Source organism: Streptomyces sp. ICC4 (assembly GCF_003287915.1).
Lineage (GTDB): Bacteria > Actinomycetota > Actinomycetes > Streptomycetales > Streptomycetaceae > Streptomyces > Streptomyces tritrimontium.
Genome location: NZ_CP030286.1, coordinates 1,592,970 through 1,610,701, shown reverse-complemented (window position 1 = coordinate 1,610,701; position 17,732 = coordinate 1,592,970). Strand labels below are relative to the sequence as shown.

Annotated in this window: 19 protein-coding genes and 4 pseudogenes; 9 read left to right on the top strand and 14 right to left on the bottom strand. The window is 69.4% G+C overall.

Annotated elements, in window-relative coordinates; genetic code table 11:
* Positions 1-165: 165 nt before the first annotated feature.
* Genes DRB89_RS07285 through DRB89_RS07275 form a run of 3 tightly spaced genes read right to left on the bottom strand, consistent with a single transcriptional unit; the run spans position 166 to position 2,364 of the window.
* Complete coding sequence (locus DRB89_RS07285) at positions 166-1,224, bottom strand: ArsO family NAD(P)H-dependent flavin-containing monooxygenase (RefSeq protein WP_112447652.1); 1,059 nt, start codon at positions 1,222-1,224, stop codon at positions 166-168.
* The gene (locus DRB89_RS07280) at positions 1,221-2,015 is read right to left on the bottom strand and encodes an aquaporin (RefSeq protein WP_112447651.1); all 795 of its coding nucleotides are present in this window, start codon (positions 2,013-2,015) and stop codon (positions 1,221-1,223) included. The genes DRB89_RS07285 and DRB89_RS07280 overlap by 4 nt, the downstream gene beginning before the upstream one ends.
* A 34-nt stretch (positions 2,016-2,049) precedes the next feature.
* Complete coding sequence (locus DRB89_RS07275; RefSeq protein ID WP_112447650.1) at positions 2,050-2,364, bottom strand: metalloregulator ArsR/SmtB family transcription factor; 315 nt, start codon at positions 2,362-2,364, stop codon at positions 2,050-2,052.
* Between the two features lie 73 nt (positions 2,365-2,437).
* Between DRB89_RS07275 and DRB89_RS07270 the strand changes: the two genes are divergently transcribed.
* The 4 genes from DRB89_RS07270 to trxA are packed head-to-tail and all read left to right on the top strand — an operon-like array spanning position 2,438 to position 4,772.
* Positions 2,438-2,977: an arsenate reductase ArsC gene (locus DRB89_RS07270; RefSeq protein ID WP_112447649.1), complete on the top strand. Its 540-nt coding sequence runs from the start codon at positions 2,438-2,440 to the stop codon at positions 2,975-2,977.
* Between the two features lie 50 nt (positions 2,978-3,027).
* Positions 3,028-3,447, top strand: coding sequence for an arsenate reductase ArsC (locus tag DRB89_RS07265; protein WP_112447648.1), 420 nt, complete (start codon positions 3,028-3,030; stop codon positions 3,445-3,447).
* A gap of 6 nt (positions 3,448-3,453) precedes the next feature.
* Positions 3,454-4,419, top strand: coding sequence for a thioredoxin-disulfide reductase (trxB, locus tag DRB89_RS07260; RefSeq protein ID WP_112447647.1), 966 nt, complete (start codon positions 3,454-3,456; stop codon positions 4,417-4,419).
* Positions 4,420-4,445: 26 nt separating this feature from the next.
* Positions 4,446-4,772 carry a thioredoxin gene (trxA, locus tag DRB89_RS07255; RefSeq protein WP_112447646.1) on the top strand — a complete coding sequence of 109 codons (327 nt, stop codon included), beginning with the start codon at positions 4,446-4,448 and terminating at the stop codon, positions 4,770-4,772.
* A 174-nt stretch (positions 4,773-4,946) separates the two neighbouring features.
* On the opposite strand, the gene DRB89_RS07250 is transcribed toward trxA, so the two are convergent.
* The 10 genes and pseudogenes from DRB89_RS07250 to DRB89_RS44320 form a co-directional block, all read right to left on the bottom strand.
* Positions 4,947-5,225, bottom strand: a complete 279-nt coding sequence (locus DRB89_RS07250) for a hypothetical protein (protein WP_112447645.1) — start codon at positions 5,223-5,225, stop codon at positions 4,947-4,949.
* A gap of 353 nt (positions 5,226-5,578) precedes the next feature.
* Positions 5,579-6,382 (bottom strand): arsenite methyltransferase, encoded by an 804-nt coding sequence (gene arsM / locus DRB89_RS07245; protein ID WP_112447644.1) that lies wholly within the window; start codon positions 6,380-6,382, stop codon positions 5,579-5,581.
* A gap of 278 nt (positions 6,383-6,660) precedes the next feature.
* Positions 6,661-6,867, bottom strand: a pseudogene (locus tag DRB89_RS07240) (ATP-binding cassette domain-containing protein); the annotation flags it as partial.
* A 91-nt stretch (positions 6,868-6,958) separates the two neighbouring features.
* A complete protein-coding gene (locus tag DRB89_RS07235; protein ID WP_112447643.1) occupies positions 6,959-7,285 on the bottom strand; it encodes a DUF1048 domain-containing protein in 327 nt (108 codons plus the stop codon).
* A 1-nt stretch (position 7,286) separates the two neighbouring features.
* Entirely contained in the window at positions 7,287-7,643 is a 357-nt protein-coding gene (locus tag DRB89_RS07230; RefSeq protein WP_112447642.1) for a DUF1048 domain-containing protein, read from the bottom strand.
* The gene (locus DRB89_RS07225; protein WP_112447641.1) at positions 7,640-7,966 is read right to left on the bottom strand and encodes a PadR family transcriptional regulator; all 327 of its coding nucleotides are present in this window, start codon (positions 7,964-7,966) and stop codon (positions 7,640-7,642) included. The genes DRB89_RS07230 and DRB89_RS07225 overlap by 4 nt, the downstream gene beginning before the upstream one ends.
* Before the next feature lie 556 nt (positions 7,967-8,522).
* Positions 8,523-9,827, bottom strand: coding sequence for a Na+/H+ antiporter NhaA (gene nhaA / locus DRB89_RS07215; RefSeq protein ID WP_112447639.1), 1,305 nt, complete (start codon positions 9,825-9,827; stop codon positions 8,523-8,525).
* A 395-nt stretch (positions 9,828-10,222) separates the two neighbouring features.
* A complete protein-coding gene (locus tag DRB89_RS07210) occupies positions 10,223-11,293 on the bottom strand; it encodes an SPFH domain-containing protein (RefSeq protein ID WP_112447638.1) in 1,071 nt (356 codons plus the stop codon).
* Positions 11,294-11,296: 3 nt separating this feature from the next.
* Positions 11,297-11,728 (bottom strand): NfeD family protein, encoded by a 432-nt coding sequence (locus DRB89_RS07205; RefSeq protein ID WP_112447637.1) that lies wholly within the window; start codon positions 11,726-11,728, stop codon positions 11,297-11,299.
* Positions 11,729-11,784: 56 nt separating this feature from the next.
* Positions 11,785-12,129, bottom strand: a pseudogene (locus tag DRB89_RS44320) (slipin family protein); the annotation flags it as partial.
* Between the two features lie 307 nt (positions 12,130-12,436).
* Between DRB89_RS44320 and DRB89_RS46285 the strand changes: the two are divergent.
* From DRB89_RS46285 to DRB89_RS07175, 4 genes and pseudogenes are all read left to right on the top strand, one after another.
* Positions 12,437-13,538 (top strand): annotated as a pseudogene (locus tag DRB89_RS46285) (SLC13 family permease).
* A gap of 23 nt (positions 13,539-13,561) precedes the next feature.
* The gene (locus tag DRB89_RS46280; RefSeq protein ID WP_112447636.1) at positions 13,562-13,846 is read left to right on the top strand and encodes a DUF3040 domain-containing protein; all 285 of its coding nucleotides are present in this window, start codon (positions 13,562-13,564) and stop codon (positions 13,844-13,846) included.
* 572 nt (positions 13,847-14,418) lie between these two features.
* Positions 14,419-15,372 carry a HAMP domain-containing sensor histidine kinase gene (locus DRB89_RS07180; protein WP_204357661.1) on the top strand — a complete coding sequence of 318 codons (954 nt, stop codon included), beginning with the start codon at positions 14,419-14,421 and terminating at the stop codon, positions 15,370-15,372.
* Positions 15,369-16,034: a response regulator transcription factor gene (locus DRB89_RS07175; protein WP_112447633.1), complete on the top strand. Its 666-nt coding sequence runs from the start codon at positions 15,369-15,371 to the stop codon at positions 16,032-16,034. The genes DRB89_RS07180 and DRB89_RS07175 overlap by 4 nt, the downstream gene beginning before the upstream one ends.
* 113 nt (positions 16,035-16,147) lie before the next feature.
* On the opposite strand, the pseudogene DRB89_RS07170 reads toward DRB89_RS07175, so the two are convergent.
* Positions 16,148-16,655, bottom strand: a pseudogene (locus tag DRB89_RS07170) (nucleotidyltransferase domain-containing protein); the annotation flags it as partial.
* Between the two features lie 206 nt (positions 16,656-16,861).
* On the opposite strand from DRB89_RS07170, the gene DRB89_RS07165 reads away from it, so the two are divergent.
* Positions 16,862-17,512: a hypothetical protein gene (locus DRB89_RS07165; RefSeq protein ID WP_112463235.1), complete on the top strand. Its 651-nt coding sequence runs from the start codon at positions 16,862-16,864 to the stop codon at positions 17,510-17,512.
* Positions 17,513-17,732: the final 220 nt, after the last annotated feature.

Sequence of the window (17,732 nt, the reverse complement as noted above, 5' to 3'; positions counted from 1 at the left end):
CGCCCGTCGAGACGCCCGCCCGAACCGTGCACTGTTTCCAGTGCGCAGGAGTTCATGCCCGCTGACCAGCGCCGCCGGACGATGACGAGGCCTTGGTCGCGTTGTCGACGTGGGCCGTGTGGTCGGTGACGACCGCACGGCCTGGCAGGCGCGGCGACGTGAAGGTCAGGCTCGAAGCAGTTCCGCGATCTCTCGGGCAGCTTCGCGTGCGGGGCGGCCGACGCCGATGAGGGTGGCGGAGGCGGGACCGGTCCAGTCGCCGTAGCCGAGCAGGTGCAAGCGGGGTTCGTCGACGGCGCGGGTGCCGATCGCGGCGATGTGGCCCCGGGTGCCGCGCAGGCGGAGCGAGGAGAAATGGGCCAGGTCCGGGCGGAATCCCGTGCACCAGACGATCGCGTCGGCCTGTGCGCTCGTTCCGTCGGCCCAGGCGACTCCGTCCTCGGTGAGGCGGCTGAACATGGGCGTGGCGGTGAGGAGGCCGGCGTCGCGGGCGGCGCGTACGGGCGGGACGGCGACGATGTCGCCGAGCGAGGCGACGCCACCGGTGTCCGTGCGGCCGGCGTCCAGGGCCTGGCGGCGGGCGGTCGCGGCGTCGAAGAGCGCGCGGCCGTCGATCTCGTCGGGCAGGTAGCGGGGCGGACGCTGGGTGACCCAGGTCAGGTCGGCCGTACCCGCGAGGTCGGCGGCGATCTGCGCGCCGGAGTTTCCACCGCCCACGACGATCACGCGTTGCCCCGCGAAGTCCTCGGGGCTGCGGTACTGCACGGTGTGGAGCTGGCGGCCGGCGAAGTCGCGGCGGCCTGGGACGGCAGGCAGGAAGGGGCGGGTCCAGGTGCCGGTGGCGCTGATGACGGCCCTGGCCTGCCAGTCGCCGCAGTCGGTTTCGACACGGAGGAAGGCGCCGTCCCGGTGGACGGCATCGACCCACGTGCCGCGCTGAACCGGCAGCTCGTACCGCTTCTCGTAGTCGGCGAGGTACGACACCACGTGCTGTGCGTCCGGATAGACCTCGCCGGGCTGGACGGGCATGAGCCGACCGGGCAGCGAGGAGTACGCCGCCGGGGAGAACAGCCGGAGCGAGTCCCAGGTGTGCTGCCATGCCCCGCCGGGTGCCGCCTGGGCATCGAGGATGACGAACTCGATGCCCAGGCGACGCAGGTGGTATCCGGCGGCGAGCCCAGCTTGGCCGCCACCGATCACCACCACGTCCGTGCTCTGTGTCATGCCGCCGGAGCTCCGGCGGTCGCGGTCTTGCCGCGCATGAAGATGACCGCCACCAGGGCCAGGCCGACGATGACACCGGCCAGCTGGGCGCCGATGAAGCCCGGAACCGAGGCGGGCGCGATGCCCGCGAAGGTGTCGGTGAACGCGCGCCCGATCGTGACGGCCGGGTTGGCGAAGGAGGTGGAAGAGGTGAACCAGTAGGCGGCGCCGATGTAGGAGGCGACCGCGATGGGGGCGAAGCGGAGCCGGTCGGTGCGGGCCAGGCCGAAGATCACGAGGATCAGTCCGGCGGTGGCGACGACCTCGCCGAGGAGGAGGTTCCCGGCGGAGCGGTCGTGGGTGGCCCACTTCACCAGAGACTCGCCGAACATCGCGTCGGCCAGAATGGCTCCTGCGATCGCGCCGGCGATCTGCGAGGTCACGTACACGGCCAGCTCGCGGGCGTTGACGCCCGCGCCGCCGCGACGGGCGGTCCACCACTCGGCCAAGGTGACGGCCGGGTTGAAGTGGGCGCCGGACACCGGGCCGAGGAGGGCGATCAGTACGCCGAGGCCGAAGACGGTGGCCAGGGAGTTCGCCAGCAACTGCAGGCCCACGTCCTGGCTGAGCTCGGTGGCCTGGATGCCGGAGCCGACCACCACCGCCACGAGCGCCGCGGTGCCGACGAGCTCGGCGGCGGCGCGGGCGATCAACGGGGTCTGGGGCGGGGTCGCGCCGGGCGCGGGTTGGGGCGCGTCGGCGGCTATGCCGGACGCCGCTGCGGGGGCGGCGACGGGCTCGGTGACGGACAACGGTTCTCCTCGGGCAGGTGAGGCAAGAAGCGGGCTATGGGCAGGACCGCTTGAGGTTCGCTTCGGCGGTGGCGCGCGCGGTCTGAGCGAGGTCGGCGAACTGACCGGCGATGGCCTCGATGACTTCCGGGCGCAGGCGGTAGTAGATGTACCGTCCGCATGGCTCCGTATCCACGACCCCGGCCTCGCGTAGGACCTTCAGATGGTTCGAGAGGTTCGTCTGCTTGGCACCCGTCTCCTCCACGAGATGGGTGGTGCAGAGCGTCTCCTTGGCGAGGAGGGTCACGATCTGGAGCCTGAGCGGGTCGGCCAGTACCCGGATCAGTTCAGTGTCGACTGACGTCATCATGGACTGATACTGTCACATCACCCGGCCCTGATACCAGCCCGGGCTGACCTCTTGGAGCCCGTGGAGGGTTCTCATGTCTTCGCCTCCGCCCCCCACACTGCCTGATCAGCGGCTCTTCACCGGAGTGGCGCGCCTCGCAGCACGCCACGAAGGCAGGCTCGCCCCGGAGACCGTGCAGCGGCTCCTCGCCGACTCCTACGCGCTCCTGGCAGCCGACGCCCAGGTCCACACCCACCTCGTCGTGCGTGCCGAACGCCTCACGGCCGAGCGCTTGGGGGCACTCGCCAAGGTCCAGGGAGCGCCGGGCACCGAACCCGTCACCGAACCCGCCACCGTGGTCGATCCCCACGTCGTCCAGGCGCTCACCGAGGTCGGCGCGGACGTCAGCGCCGCCTACCCCAAACCGCTGACCGATGAGGTCGTCCAGGCCGCCGACATCGTGATCACGATGGGTTGTGGCGATGCCTGCCCCATCGTCCCCGGCCGTCGCCACCTCGACCGGCCGGTGCCGGACCCCGAGGGGGCCCCGATCGCCGTCGTCCGCGAGATCCGCGAGATCCGCGACGAGATCGACGCCCACATCACCGAGCTGCTCACCCGGCTCGGCGCATGACACACCCGCTCGTTCCCACCCCGCAGTTGACTTCACCCCAAGGAAGAACGATGTCCTCCACTCCTGTCGCGTCCGTGCTGTTCGTCTGCATCCACAACGCCGGCCGCTCGCAGATGGCCGCAGGCTTCCTGCGCCACCTGGCCGGAGACCGCGTCGAGGTCCGCTCCGCGGGCTCCGTCCCCGGCGACCGGATCAACCCCTCCGCCGTGGCTGCCATGGCCGAGCTGGGCATCGACATCTCCGACCAGACGCCGAAGGTCCTCACCCCCGAGGCCGCCCAGGCGTCCGACTACATCATCACCATGGGCTGCGGCGACGCCTGCCCCTACTTCCCCGGCAAGACCTACCTCGACTGGCAGCTCGAGGACCCGGCCGGCCAGGGAGTCGAGGCCGTCCGACCCATCCGCGACGAGATCAAGGGCCTCATCGAGGGCCTGATTGCCGAGATCGACGCCAAGTCGAAGGCCTGAACCGACGTGACTGACTCGAACACCGCTGATGGCATACGCAACGTCATCGTCATCGGCTCCGGCCCCGCCGGATACACCGCCGCCCTCTACACGGCGCGCGCGAACCTCCAGCCCCTCGTCTTCGGCGGCGCGATCTTCGTCGGCGGCTCACTGACGACGACCACCGAGGTCGAGAACTTCCCCGGCTTCCCGGAGGGCGTCGACGGGCCCGTGCTCATGGAGAACATGCGGGCCCAGGCCGAGCGGTTCGGCGCCGAGATGATCGACGACGACATCGTCTCCGTGGATCTGACCGGCGACATCAAGACCGTCACCGACTCGGAAGGCACGGTCCACCGTGCGAAGGCCGTGATCATCGCGACCGGCTCCGGCTACCGGAAGTTGAACCTGCCCAAGGAGGAAGAGCTCTCCGGGCGGGGCGTCTCCTGGTGCGCGACCTGCGACGGCTTCTTCTTCCGAGACCGCGACATCGTTGTGGTCGGCGGCGGCGACACCGCGATGGAGGAAGCCACCTTCCTCACCCGCTTCGCCCGCTCGGTCACCATCGTCCACCGCCGCTCGACCCTGCGGGCCTCCCAGGTCATGCAGAACCGTGCGTTCTCGGACGACAAGATCTCCTTCCTCTTCGACAGCGAGATCACCGAGCTGGAGGACAAGGACGGCAAGCTCTCCGGCCTCACGGTCCGCAACGTGATCACCGAAGAGATCCAACACCTCGACGCCACGGGCCTGTTCATCGCGATCGGCCACGACCCGCGCACCGAGCTGTTCACCGAGCAGCTCGACCTGGACGCCGAGGGCTACCTCAAGGTCCAGTCCCCGTCCACGCGCACCAGCCTTCCCGGCGTGTTCGCCGCGGGCGACGTCGTCGACCACACCTACCGCCAGGCCATCACGGCCGCCGGTACCGGCTGCGCTGCCGCCCTCGACGCAGAGCGGTACCTCGCCGCGCTCGCCGACGCGTCGCAGTAACCACCACCATGGGAGGAGGCCGCATCATGGCCCTCAAGAACGTGACCGACGCGTCCTTCATCGAGGACGTCCTGCAGAGCGACAAGCCCGTCCTCGTCGACTTTTGGGCCGCCTGGTGCGGCCCCTGCCGCCAGTTGACTCCGTCGCTGGAGGCCATCGCCGCCGAGCACGGCGAGAAGATCGAGATCGTCAAGCTCAACATCGACGAGAACCCGGAGACGGCTGCCGCGTACGGAGTCATGTCCATCCCGACCATGAACGTCTACGTCGGCGGCCGGGTCGCCAAGTCCATCGTCGGCGCCAAGCCCAGGGCCGCTCTCGAGCGGGAACTGGGCGGGTACCTCGGCGCCTGACCTTCCGACCGGGCATGGAATCGGGTCCTCTGCACCGCCACGGCGCGCGGTGCGGGGGACCCGCTGCTCGCGCGGAAAGTCGCTCGGTCCGCCTGTGGCCGTTGACGGCGAGAGCGTCAACGGCCCGAGCAGCACGGCAACCCGTTCATGGGCCAGACCCGGTGGCCCGCTCCGTCAGAACGGGCGGGGTGACATGATGTGATCCTCGGCTCCCGGGAACTCCAGAATGCAGCGCGGTACGCCGGGAGCGGGCGTCACCCGTACGGACACCGGAGTCGGCGGATCTGTGGGCAGCTCGACGTGCACGGTCACGGGGTGGTCATCGTGCGTCGTGCCGTGACCGGTCTCCTTGCCGTCGACCAGAACCTCCACCACGACCATGTGGCCGGTCTCGACGGTGGCACTGACCGAGTGCCCCACGTAATCGACGTGGAAATGATGGCGTCGTCCCATCGGTGCCGCCTCCAGCTGATCACCCAGACCGGCGCCCCACCTCAAGCGTAGCCGCGGAGCCGTCACGCGGCCTGCTCGGCAGAACAAAGCCGGCCATGACCGCCGCCCCCGTGAGCGCGGAGCCCGAAGTGACGGCGATCGACTCCACGCCGAGGGTGACCCCCGCAGGGGATGGGGACGGTGAGGAAGCCGAGGACGGCCGGGGTGGTGACGGCGGCGGACCTCGCCGAGCGGCGGACCCGTCGACCCCAGGATGCGGGCGGGCGCGGTACGAAGCGTCGTACGGCCTTCACGCCGATCATGTCGAGCGCGAAGAGCACCATCAGGACTGACGCAGATGCCGCCGCTCCCCGTCAGCCGCAGCAGGACGTTCCGGCCGTCGCGGCCTTCGTCGCAGCGGGGAGCACGGCATCGGCGGGCTTCACCGCGCGGACGATCGCCGAGTGCATGCCATCCGCGACCGAATGCGTCGGGGTGATCTCGACGCCGGTGAACCCTGCCGCCTCCAAACCCTCGCGATACTCGGTGAACGACAGTGCGCCGGCGATACAGCCGACGTAGTCGCCGCGCTCGGCACGCTCGGTCGGCGAGAGCTCGTCGTCGGAGACGACGTCCGAGATGCCGATCCGGCCGCCGGGAGTCAGGACCCGGAACATCTCCGCGAACATCGCGGGCTTGTCGACCGACAGGTTGATCACGCAGTTCGAGATCACGACATCGATGGTGCCCGCGGGCAGCGGGATCGCCTCGATCGTGCCCTTGAGGAACTCGACGTTCTTCGCCTCCGCCTTCTTGGCGTTCGCGACCGCCAGAGCGAGCATCTCCTCGGTCATGTCCAGGCCGTACGCCTTACCGCCGGCTCCCACACGGCGGGCGGACAGCAGGACGTCGATCCCGCCACCCGACCCGAGGTCGAGCACGCGCTCGCCCTCCCGCAGCTCCGCCACCGCGAGCGGATTGCCGCACCCCAGCGAGGCCGCGACGGCCTCGGCCGGGAGCGACTCCCGCTCCGCCGTCCCGTAGAGGCCCGACCCGAAGTTCTCGTCGATCTCGACGCTGCCGGACCCGCAACAGGCGGTACCGCCCTCGGTCACCTGCAGCGCTGCCGCCGCGTACCCGGCACGGACGCTTTCGCGCAGATCGGACTCTTGACTCATGGGATGCTCCTCGCGCGATTGGTTCGATGTCTATGGAATCAACAGTGCCTCCCGGATCGACAGTCGTCAACATAGAGGTCTATCGAATCAGGCGGGTGCCGGCACGGTCGTCCCGGCTACTTCGGGTCACGGGTGAACTGTGCCGCCGACCAGCGGTAGCCGAGCGCGATCAGGCCGACGCACCAGCCGGGCATGGTGTCGGCCGGGCTGAAGGCGCTGGAGATGAGGGGCAGGAGGATCAGCGGCATGGCCATGCTGCCGGCCGCCTCGTTCAGCACCTCGCCGGTGATCAGGCCGTCGACGGCGGAGAACTGCCCGGTGACACCGATCGCGGCACGGACCGCCTGCGGGTCGGCGGCCAGGTCGTGCCCGCCGACGCGCAGGTCGCCGGCGTCGGCGGTGACGAGCGTGGAAAGGATCTTCACGGCGGTGGTCTTCCCGGCGCCGTTCGGGCCGAGCAGCGCGAACACGGACCCGGCCGGGATGTTGCTGGTCGTTCGGGCCGCGCCTGTTCGCGCCGCGCCGAAGCGGTGAACCGTGCGTACGGGCTATGCCCACTGGTGTGAGCGGCGGAGGCTACTTCCCGGCTGTGCCGGGTTCCCTGCTGAGGGACTCCTGGTAGACATCCGCATAGGTGCGGGAGTCCTTGATCAGGTCGTCGCAGAACGCGGCGACGTCATCGCCGATGAGTTGCAAAATTCCCTTGCCTGCTGCGGCGCCCTCTTCGAAGAAGTCGACGATCCCGGGGAGTAGGGGCCCGTCGGGCAGGTCGATGGGTCCGACCTTGAACAGGTACTTCTGCATTTCCTTGTAAACGATCTGGTAGTCGGGCGGAAGGGCCTTGACTCGGGCCGTGTGTGCCCGCCACTGCTTCTTGCCCTCGATGATGTCCTGGATGCCCATGTCAGCCTCCCAGCCTGCTCAGTTTCCTGGCGACGTTCCTGTTCAACTGCTCGCGCCAGCAGTCGCGATAGGTTCGGGCCCCTTCGCCGCCGGCCAGTGCCGTGCAGAAGCCCCGGATGTCGTCGCCGAGCACCTCGTTGACGCTCTGTCCGTCCGCCGCCGTCTCTTCGAGCAGTCCCAGGGCAGCGTCGAGGATCGGCATCAGGTTGCGACCGGTGAAGTCCCCGTGGGGGAGGAGGTCGACCTTGATCTGTTCCCACGCCGCCCGGTAGTCGTCCGGCAGGGCCTCGGCCCGGGCCTCGAACGCCTTCCATTCCCTGGTGAGATCGCTGCCCGTGATGGTCTCCCAGAAGTTCATCGCCCGCCCTCCTTGAGCTTGTCGATGCGTGATGAGACGTACTGCCATTTCGCCCAGAACTTCGCGAGTTCCTGGCGGCCGGCGTCGTTGAGTGCGTAGAACTTGCGCGGTGGGCCGACCCCGGACGGTCGTTTCGTCACCTGGACGAGTCCGTTCCTCGCCAGTCGCAGCAAGATGGTGTACACCGTCCCCTCGACGACGTCGGCGAAGCCCAGCTCGTTCAGCTGACGGGTGATGGCGTACCCGTAGGTTTCCTCGCTGGCGATGATCTCGAGTACGCACCCTTCGAGCGTGCCTTTCAGCATCTCCGTCAGGTCGTCCATCGCAAGTCTTCCTCCTTGGCGCCTTCGGTACTACGTAGTACCGAGTACAGCTATACGGTACCACCGAGTAGTGGGGGTGCCAGCGATCGGCGAGCCGCGTTCACCGGTTGCTGGGGGCGCAGACGGTCAGGGTGACCGGGGCAGACCCGGCTGACCCGCGCACGCGCTACACACTTCAGACGGCGGTCATCGGCGCCCGCCTGCTGGGCTGGCCGGGCCGGGGGAGTGAGCACCTTCGTCAGCGGGCGAGGCAGGGAGGCGCGGTGCTCAGGTGCTCACCAAGGAAGCGGCGCACCCACTGGGCTACTTCGCCCAGTGCTACCAGAAGACCGGCGCTGAGCGCATGTCACCACGGAGGCTGGCGCCTGCCCGCTTGCCCGCCTGCCTGGAGATACGAGCAGACCTCAGGCGACCGGGGCCAGCCCTTTGGGCCCGAAGCAGGCGGAGACGAGAGACGGCCTGGCCCGGGCGGCGGCACGGCGACGGCTGCGCCGACGAGGGCCAGGCCCCAGGCGTCCTTGAAGGGGCACTCGCCGTACGTGCCGCGGCGCGTACGTCAGCCATGCTCGCGGGTGACGGGTTCCGCTTCGCGCTGGTAGATGTCGGGGATGCCGTCCGCGTCAGCGTCGATGTTCTCCTCTTCGTACAGGCGCTTGTAGAGGGTGTTGCGGCGCCGGAGGAGTACGGCCGCAAGGACGGCGGAAGTGAGGGCGGCGATGAGGACGGCGGCTTTGACGTGTTCGCCGATCTCTTGGCCGGGGAAGGCGAGTTCGCCGATGAGGAGGGCGACGGTGAAGCCGACGCCTGCGAGGACGGACAGTCCGAGGACGTCTGCCCAGGCGAGGTCGGGGTTGAGTTCGGCTCTCGTGAAGCGTGCGGCGAGGTAGGTGCCGATGAAGATGCCGAGGATCTTGCCGACAACGAGTCCGATGACGACGCCGAGCGGTTCGGGGCTGGTGAACACCGAGGCCAGGGCGGGGCCGGAGATACTGACGCCCGCGGCGAAGAGGGCGAAGAGGGGAACGGCGATGCCCGCGGAAATCGGGTGCATCACATGGGAGACGCGGGCTGCGGGGGACACGTCCTCGCTCTTGTCGCGGGTGGTGCGCAGGATGAGGCCCATGGCGACGCCGGCGACGGTGGCGTGGACGCCGCCGTTGTACATGAGCGCCCAGATGGCGATGCCGAGGGGGAGGTACCACCACCAGCCTCGGACGCGGTAGCGCTGGAGGAGGTAGAAGACGGCGAGTCCGGCGAAGGCTCCGCCGAGGGCCCAGAGGTTCAGGTCGCTGGTGAAGAAGACGGCGATGATGAGGATGGCGCCGAGGTCGTCGACGACGGCGAGGGTGAGGAGGAAGGCGCGCAGGGCGGAGGGCAGGTGGGTGGAGATGACAGCGAGGACGGCGAGCGCGAAGGCGATGTCGGTGGCCATGGGGACGGCCCAGCCGTCGAGGCTGCCGTTGCCGAGGCCCGCGGTCAGTCCGTACAGGGCCGCCGGTACGGCCATGCCGCAGACTGCGGCGATGACGGGCAGTGCGGCTGTAGCCGGGGTGCGCAGCTCGCCGACGACGAGTTCTCGTTTGAGTTCGATGCCGGCGACGAGGAAGAAGACGGCGAGGAGCCCGTCGGCGGTCCAGTGCCCGATGGAAAGGTCCAGGCCGAGTGCGGGTATGCCGAAGTGGAAGTCGCGTATCGCCTGGTAGACGTTGCTGAACGGGGTGTTGGCCCAGATCAGTGCGATGACGGCGGCGGCGAGGAGGACCAGCCCGCCTACGGTCTCGGTGCGCAGGGCGGAGGTGATGGCCTGGCGTTCAGGCCAGGCCATGAGTCCGAACGCGATGCGAGGGCGCGGGCTGCTCATGGTGGTGGCCTTCCGGGGCGTCGGCTGAAGAGGGGCACACGGCCCCTATTTCGCCGACCAGACTTCCCGGCACACCGCGCGTCACTGGCAGCTCGGCTGCCCCATTGACGTGTTCTTTACACCGTATGGGAGATGTCCAGATGTCGCCAGAGGGCTTCTCACCTGCTGAAACGCAAGCGAGCGGGCTCGTACACACCAAGGCGCGGACCCTTCACCCCGGGCTGACCCCTCGCGGGGCTGGCGCAGGGCTGGCCGAGAGCGCACGTACGGCTGGAGCCGCCCCGACAGCGGCATCTGGGCGGAGGAGGGCCGGCACCTTACGGGCTGTACCGCTACCTGCCCGAGGACTCGCCCGATGGCCTGGGTCAGTCGGAGGTGATCCGCGAGGGGCGGAGTCAGTCCTGTGATCCGGAGTGCGGCGCTGCCTCTGCGCCGCGTCCTCCCGGCTCACGTCGCGCTGCGAGCGCGCTGTCGGCCTCCGCGGCGTCGGCGAGGGCTTCGGCGGCGGCTTCCGCGGCTTTCGCCGCGTCGTTCGCGGCCTGGACGGCCAGGTCGTCGGAGGATGCCTCGCGGGTGGCGGCGGACTGGGGGAGGGATTCCGTGAAGGCGCGGGTGACGTTCTGGAGGGCGGAGGTGACCTCGCCGGGTATCACCCAGAAGGTGTTGCCGGGCCCTTGCGCGAGCTGGGGGAGCATCTGGAGGTATTGGTAGGCGAGGAGCTTGGGGTCGGGGTCGTTGCGGTGGACGGCCTGGAACACCTCGTCAATGGCCCGCGACTGCCCCTCCGCCTTCAGGATCTCGGCCGTCCGGTTGCCCTCGGCGCGCAGGACGGCGGACTGCTTGTCGCCCTCGGCCGTGAGGATCTGGGACTGGCGCTGGCCCTCGGCTCCGAGGATGGCGGCCCGCTTGTCCCGCTCGGCCCGCATCTGCTTCTCCATCGCGTCCTTGATGGACTGCGGCGGGTCGATGGCCTTGATCTCCACCCGGTTGACCCTGAGGCCCCACTTGCCCGTGGCTTCGTCGAGAACGCCGCGGAGCTGGTTGTTGATGGTGTCCCGTGAGGTCAGGGTCTTCTCCAGGTCCATGGACCCGACGACGTTGCGCAGCGTGGTGACCGTCAGCTGTTCCACCGCCTGGAGGAAATTGGCGATCTCGTAGGCGGCGGCGCGCGGGTCGGTGACCTGGAAGTAGAGGACGGTGTCGATCTCGACGACCAGGTTGTCTTCAGTGATGACCGGCTGCGGCTTGAAGGAGACGACCTGCTCGCGCAGGTCGATCACCGGGTACACGCGGTCGACGTACGGGATGACCACGTTGAGTCCGGGCTTGAGGGTGCGGTGGTAGCGGCCGAGGCGCTCGACGTTGCGGGCGCGGGCCTGGGGGACGATGCGTACCGCCCGCACCACGGTGAACACCGCCAGCACCGCGACGAGCAGGCCGACGACGAGGAACGCGGACACTTCCATGGCTCACTCCCGGGGGTAGACCAGCGCGGTGGTGCCTTTGATCTCGATGACGTCGACGGTCGTACCGGGAGGGATCACCAGTGACTCGTCGTAGGCGCGCGCCGTCCATTCCTCACCGCCGATGCGGACCCTGCCGCCCCGCATCGACACCTCCGCGGTCACGTAGGCGGCCGCGCCGACCAGCGCGTCCACGCCGAAGCGCTCCTCGGGTCGCGGGGACAGACGGCGCAGGGCGACAGGGCGTACGAAGACCACGCCGACCGTCGCCACGACCGCGAACACCAGGAACTGCAAGGGCAGGGGCAGGCCGGCGGCAGCGAAGGCGGCGGTGACCAGAGCCGCGCCGCCGAGGAGCCCGAGCGCCACGGTGAGGGTGGCGATCTCTGCCGCGCCCAAGACCAGAGCGGTGATCAACCAGATCAGCCAAGGATCCATTGCTTAGCCTCCTGGTGGGGGCGGCAGGGTGCGGAGATTGTGCTCTTTTGTGTCTTTTACCCGTTATAGGCCAAAGGAAGCCTTTGGGTCGTCCCGGCTACCTGCGGGTCATGGCTCCGTGGGTAGCCGGGACGAGCAGTCCGGACGGGTCCTTGCGACGCGACATTGAGGCATGGCGGGGACGCTGCGACACGATACGAAATGACATGACATGACATTCGCAGGCAACGGCTGAGCGACGCAGCCCGCACGAGGGCGGACTGCGGCGGGGCGGCCCGCTCGAGGAGGCGCAGCAGCTCGACTGGGAACGCCAGCACGAGGGTGGAGTTCTTCTCGGCGGCGACCGCGACCACCGTCTGCGGCAGCCTGAGTTGGAGGGCGGCAGGCTGGTCGGACATCACGGTGACTGGCCGGTCCACCGTGGGGGAGGTCGTCGCCCGCACCGGTCCGGGGCGCGGAGCCTGCCACCGGGCCGCTCACGGCGGGGGCTGCCGAGGGTGAGGTCCCTGCCGTGTCAGGGGTGGGGAAGATGGGTGCTGGCCCCGATGCGCCGGTCAGGGGCGCCAGGTGATGGTGGGGATCTGGAGCACCTTCTGTTCGGGGTGGCCCTCGTGGGGCGCGGGTGCTCGCGCCTGCACCTGTGAACGGAGCCGCGCCGATGACGACCCCGTCTCCGCGTATCCCCGGCACTGGCTGGGCGGGCCCGCCATGAGTGTCACCGCGTGGCTGGCTGTGGCGGTGTTCGGGGCCGTCTACGTACTGATCGCCACGGAGAAGGTCCACCGGGTCGCCGCCGCCCTGGGCGGTGCGGTCGTCATGCTGCAGATCGGCGCGACGAGCCCGGAGCACGCGTTCTTCTCCGACGTGGCCGTTTGAATCGATTGGAACGTCATCTTCCTGCTGCTGGGCATGATGCTGATCGTCTCCGTCCTCAAGCGCACCGGCCTGTTCGAGTTCGTCGCGATCTGGGCCGCCAAGCGGTCGCACGGCCGCCCGTACCGGCTGATGGTGTTCCTGATCTTCGCCACCGCGTTGCCTTCGGCGTGGCTGGACCACGTCACCACCGTTCTGCTGATCGCCCCCGTGACCATCGGGGTCTGTACCAGGCTCGGCGTCCCGGTCGTGCCCTATCTGATCGCCGAGGTGATGGCCTGCAACATCGGCGGCGCCGCCACGCTGATCGGTGACCCGCCCAACATCATGATCGGCTCCCGCGCCGGGCTGTCGTTCAACGACTTCCTGCTCCACCTGGCGCCCATCGCCACGGTGCTGGCGCGGTGTTCGCGCTGATGGCCCGCTGGATGTTCCGCGGCGCCTTCACCTACGACCCCGAGCATGCCGCGCACGTCATGGCCATGCGCGCGAGCGGGATGCCCTCACCGACACCCGGCTGCTGGCCGTCAGCGGCATCGTTGTCGAGTGGGAGACCCTGGCGTTCTTCGCCGGCCTGTTCGTGATGGTCGGCGCGATGGTGCGGACGGGGATCTTCGCGGACCTGGGCGAGGCCGCGGCCCGGGTACTGGACGGCAACCTGTTCGGCGCCTCCATGGCCCTGCTCTTCGGATCGATCGTGCCGTCCGCGGTCATCGACAACATCCCCTTCGTCGCCTCGACCAGCCCGATCGTCTCCGAGATCGTCGCCAGCTCCGGAGGCATCGAGCAAGCCCAGGTGTTGTGGTGGTCCTTCGCCCTCGGCGCGGACCTGGCCGGCAACGCCACGATCATCGCCTCCTCCGCCAACGTCGTCACCGCTGTCACCACCGTGCTGGCCGGGCTGTACGTGTGGCTGCGCCACTTCGCCCTCGCCTGACCGATGGAAGGGAGTGAAGGACCGTGCCGGAATCAGACGACGAGAGGATCGCCGACCTCGAAGCCACGCTGTGGCACGACGATCCCCGCTTCGCCCGCGCCCTGGGCAAGGGGCGTCCGCGCCGGCCCCGCGAGCGTCGCAGCCGAGTAATCCCCGGCCTTGTTCTCCCGCATCCCGGCCCCCTGGCGTCGGAGCGTGCGGGGTCGATCAGTGGACGCCCGGTCCGGGAACCGAGCATCACCAGGCACGTGATGAACAGGGACAGGCCAATGTTCAGCGCCGGGGTCCCAGGTTCGGAAAGGGTGTGAAGGGCTACGCCCGTCAGTGTGGCGGGGGCCCAACGGCCACCATCGCCGCGGCGAGGTGGAACTCGGTGACGTTGCGGCTGAGCCAGGAGGCGACTCGCGTCCTGAGCATGGACGGTCAGCCCCCGATCCTTGAGACCGAGTGCTGGGGGAGCCGGGCGGCACGGACAAGGAACGCAACTGCTGCCGCAGTGGGCGCGAGCCCTGCTGCGGTGCATGCCGTCACCACCGTCGGTATCCAGTCGGCGAGGATGGCCACGGGGAAAGGGAGCAGGAGCAGGAGCAGGGTCGCCACCGCGAAACTGATGGCGTGGTACGCCGGGTCTCCGTTCCTTGGTGCCTCCCGGAGCTGACGGCGGACGCTCGATCTCAGGCAGGAGAAGCCGCTCGGCGAGCCCATCGTGCCACTTACCGCCCGGCGGAAATATGGGTGCTGGCACGGATGGACAGCATCCTTCCGCCGGCGTGAAGATGAGACGGGGAAGTGGGCTCCGTCGCAGTTCAGGGCACCTGGGGACGGGGTGGCCGGCAGGCCGTGGCGGATGCTGGGAGACCGGCGGGAAAGGCGTGTAGCCGTGTCGATGTACTGGCGGATCTTCCTCCTGAACGCCGGCGTTCTGGCCCTCGCCGTGGCCTTGTTGCTCGGCCCGGTCACCGTCTCCACGCCGGTCCTCTTCGGTGAGGCGCTCGTGCTGCTCGGCGGGCTGGCCGCGATGCTGGTCATCAACGCGGTTCTCCTCAGGGTCGGGCTTGCCCCGCTGGCCCGGCTGAACCGGGCCATGGCCACCGCCGACCTCCTCAAACCCGGCACGCGCCCGCCGGTCACCGGCGGAGGGGAGGTCGCCGAACTCACCCGGACCTTCAACGCGATGCTCGACCGCCTCGAAGCCGAGCGGGCCACCAGCAGCGGCCGCGTGCTCACCGCGCTGGAGGCCGAACGCAAGCGCATCGCCCAGGAGCTGCACGACGAGATCGGCCAGACCCTCACCGCCGTCCTCCTCCAGCTCAAGCACGCCGCCGACCGCGCCCCCGAGCCGGTGCGCGCCGATCTGCACCAGGCCCAGGAGACCACCCGCGCCAGCCTGGACGAGATCCGCCGCATCGCCCGCCGCCTGCGCCCCGGTGTGCTGGAGGAACTCGGCCTGCACAGTGCGCTGCGCTCCCTGGCCGGCGAGTTCACCACCCCGCGCCTGGGTGTCACCGCCCACATCACTCCCGGGCTGCCCCAGCTGGACCCGGCCACCGAACTCGTGCTCTACCGCGTCGCGCAGGAGGGCCTGACCAACGCCGCCCGACACTCCGGCGCCACCCGCGTCGAGGTCCACCTGCGCCCCCTGTCCCGCGGCGGCGTGGGACTGCTGGTGCGCGACAACGGCCAGGGCCTCGGGGACGCACACGAGGGCGCCGGCATCCAGGGCATGCGCGAACGCGCCCTGCTCATCGGCGCCGAACTCCTCTTCGGCGCCAGCCCGCACGGCGGCACCCAGGTCCGCCTTGAAATCCACGACACCACGGGGGCAACACCATGAGTCAGCCGGACGACGGGCCCGCCCGCATCCTGCTCGCCGACGACCACACCCTCGTCCGCCGCGGCGTACGCCTCATCCTCGACGCCGAACCCGACCTGACCGTGGTCGCCGAGGCCGCCGACGGAGCTGAAGCCGTCGCCCAGGCACGCAGCCTCGACATCGACCTCGCCGTCCTGGACATCTCCATGCCCCGCCAGACCGGCCTGCAGGCCGCCCGCGAACTCGCCCGCCTCCGGCCGGGCCTGCGGATCCTGATGCTGACCATGTACGACAACGAGCAGTACTTCTTCGAAGCCCTGCGCGCCGGCGCCTCCGGGTACGTCCTCAAATCCGTCGCCGACCGCGACCTCGTCGAAGCCTGCCGCGCCGCGCTGCGCGACGAGCCGTTCATCTACCCCGGCGCCGAGACCACCCTCATCCGCACCTACCTCGACCGCGCCCGCAGCGGCGGCCCGATCCCGGAGCGGCCCATCACCGAACGCGAGGAGGAAATCCTCAAGCTCGTCGCCGAGGGCCACAGCTCCAAGGAGATCGGCGACCTCCTCGTCATCAGTCCCAAGACCGTGGAGCGCCATCGCGCCAACCTGCTCCAGAAACTGGGCCTGCGCGACCGCCTCGAACTCACCCGCTACGCGATCCGCGTCGGCCTGATCGAGCCGTAGCGGTTAGCCGTACCCGTACCCGTATCAGTAGCCGTAGTCGCTCCGACGGGGACCGGGGGGATACACCGAACCCTGCAAGCCGCAGGCCTCCCCAGCCCACTGAACGCTGCGTGGCGGACGGTGCGACGGCCGACGAGACGGCTGAGGGACCGGCGATCGGTGTCCGTCGTGGCTTCAGCTGCTTGGCACGCCAGCGTGGAAGCACGCGGGCAAGGTCACCGTTGGTCTCCCGCGCGAGTAGGGCTGTGGGGCGGTAACGGGGCAGTTGTTCCGCGAGGTCAGGGCCCAGCAACGGGGTGCAGAGGCACGCGATGAAGAATCCGCCATCGTGACGTTCGGCGTCGCTGAGCAGAACCCGCGTACTGGTCAGCAAGATCCCGACGCCGTCGATCTGCGGGAATGCATGGTCGAGGACGACCTCGATGGCTTTGGCGTCAGCGCGGTCGCCTTCGGTGGGCTCACCGTACAAGGCGAGCTGGAGGTCGAGATCGGAGACTCCAGGGGTGGCGGTGCCACGGGGGATGCTGCCGTAGAGGTAGGCCTGTGCAGGCGAGTACCGTCGAACGTCTCGGTGATACGTGCGCGGGCGGCATCGACGACGGGAACGAACGCTGCCCGCACTCGGCCCAGTGCGCCTTCGCGTGCGATCGTTCCGTCGCGGTCCAGCCCTTGCTCATCCGTACAGCCACTGTGCCTTGCGCTGCGACGTGCTGCCGAGCGGATCTCGTGGCGGCTCCGGCGGGGGCCCGGCCGTCTCCGCGCGCACAGGTGGCCCTACGTAGACTCGCTCCAGCTTTCCAACTGGGCTACACGGGGATGAGATGAACATGCGCACCATACGTACGGCCGCGAGGATCGTCGGCCGGCGTACCGCACTGCGCTACCTGGCGATCGGGGCCGGCGCGGCGTTCCTGGCGGCGTGTACGGGCAAGGACAAGCCGTCGGCACGGGCTTCCGCCGCACCGCCCTCGACCGACACGCCCTCGACAGCCGGCTCAGGCTCCGCTCCCCCCACCTCGTCCGCACCTGCGAAGACCCCCGGCGGGCAAGGTGTGATCGAGCGTTCTGTGGAGGCCTTCCTCACCGGCACCTGGAGCATCCGGACCACCACGCCCGGCGGCCAGACACTTCGGGGCAGGGCGACAGTGCAGGGCCAGCAGGAGGCGAACGGGAAGTGGACCATCGAATGGGAGGGTGGGGCCGGCACCTGGAAGGGAGGCTTCGTCTTCCGCCGCGGCCTTCTGATGACGCAGGTCAACGAGGGCCCCAAGCGAGGCGCCAAGGGTGCCGCCTCCGCCCACGACGTACCCGGCAAAGTGGGCGACGGCTTCGACCTGACCCTGCCTTGGCAGCCTCCCGAGAAGGACGGCACCGGCGACGGCGAGCGGCTTACGGTCGGTTACGCGAAGAACACCCTCACCATCCGCCACTTCAATGCCTCGGGCAGCACGACCATCCACACCGCCACCCGGGCCTGACAGCGAGGGCGTGCCCCGCAACGCCCCGTCGGCTTCCCGCGTGCGCATGCGGCGGCTGCCAGCTTGCCGTTTAACGTCCGGTGTCGAACGCGGCTCGTGCTTGACCAGTGTTTTCGCAGTTCAACGGACGTGAAGGCGGCCTTCGCCTGGTCCTGTGCTCCGTCACAGAGGCACGGGACCAACACAAAGGCCGTAGCCATGAGTTTCGTGGACCGGGATG

Coding starts and splice junctions, on each gene's coding strand:
- DRB89_RS07265 (WP_112447648.1), top strand. CDS start 3,028: ATGTCCTCCACTCCTGTCGCGTCCGTGCTGTTCGTCTGCATCCACAAC.
- DRB89_RS07270 (WP_112447649.1), top strand. CDS start 2,438: ATGTCTTCGCCTCCGCCCCCCACACTGCCTGATCAGCGGCTCTTCACC.
- DRB89_RS07275 (WP_112447650.1), bottom strand. CDS start 2,364: ATGATGACGTCAGTCGACACTGAACTGATCCGGGTACTGGCCGACCCG.
- DRB89_RS07210 (WP_112447638.1), bottom strand. CDS start 11,293: ATGGAAGTGTCCGCGTTCCTCGTCGTCGGCCTGCTCGTCGCGGTGCTG.
- DRB89_RS07165 (WP_112463235.1), top strand. CDS start 16,862: ATGCGCACCATACGTACGGCCGCGAGGATCGTCGGCCGGCGTACCGCA.
- trxA (WP_112447646.1), top strand. CDS start 4,446: ATGGCCCTCAAGAACGTGACCGACGCGTCCTTCATCGAGGACGTCCTG.
- arsM (WP_112447644.1), bottom strand. CDS start 6,382: ATGAGTCAAGAGTCCGATCTGCGCGAAAGCGTCCGTGCCGGGTACGCG.
- DRB89_RS07235 (WP_112447643.1), bottom strand. CDS start 7,285: ATGGGCATCCAGGACATCATCGAGGGCAAGAAGCAGTGGCGGGCACAC.
- DRB89_RS07175 (WP_112447633.1), top strand. CDS start 15,369: ATGAGTCAGCCGGACGACGGGCCCGCCCGCATCCTGCTCGCCGACGAC.
- nhaA (WP_112447639.1), bottom strand. CDS start 9,827: ATGAGCAGCCCGCGCCCTCGCATCGCGTTCGGACTCATGGCCTGGCCT.
- DRB89_RS07285 (WP_112447652.1), bottom strand. CDS start 1,224: ATGACACAGAGCACGGACGTGGTGGTGATCGGTGGCGGCCAAGCTGGG.
- DRB89_RS07230 (WP_112447642.1), bottom strand. CDS start 7,643: ATGAACTTCTGGGAGACCATCACGGGCAGCGATCTCACCAGGGAATGG.
- DRB89_RS07205 (WP_112447637.1), bottom strand. CDS start 11,728: ATGGATCCTTGGCTGATCTGGTTGATCACCGCTCTGGTCTTGGGCGCG.
- DRB89_RS07250 (WP_112447645.1), bottom strand. CDS start 5,225: ATGGGACGACGCCATCATTTCCACGTCGATTACGTGGGGCACTCGGTC.
- DRB89_RS07225 (WP_112447641.1), bottom strand. CDS start 7,966: ATGGACGACCTGACGGAGATGCTGAAAGGCACGCTCGAAGGGTGCGTA.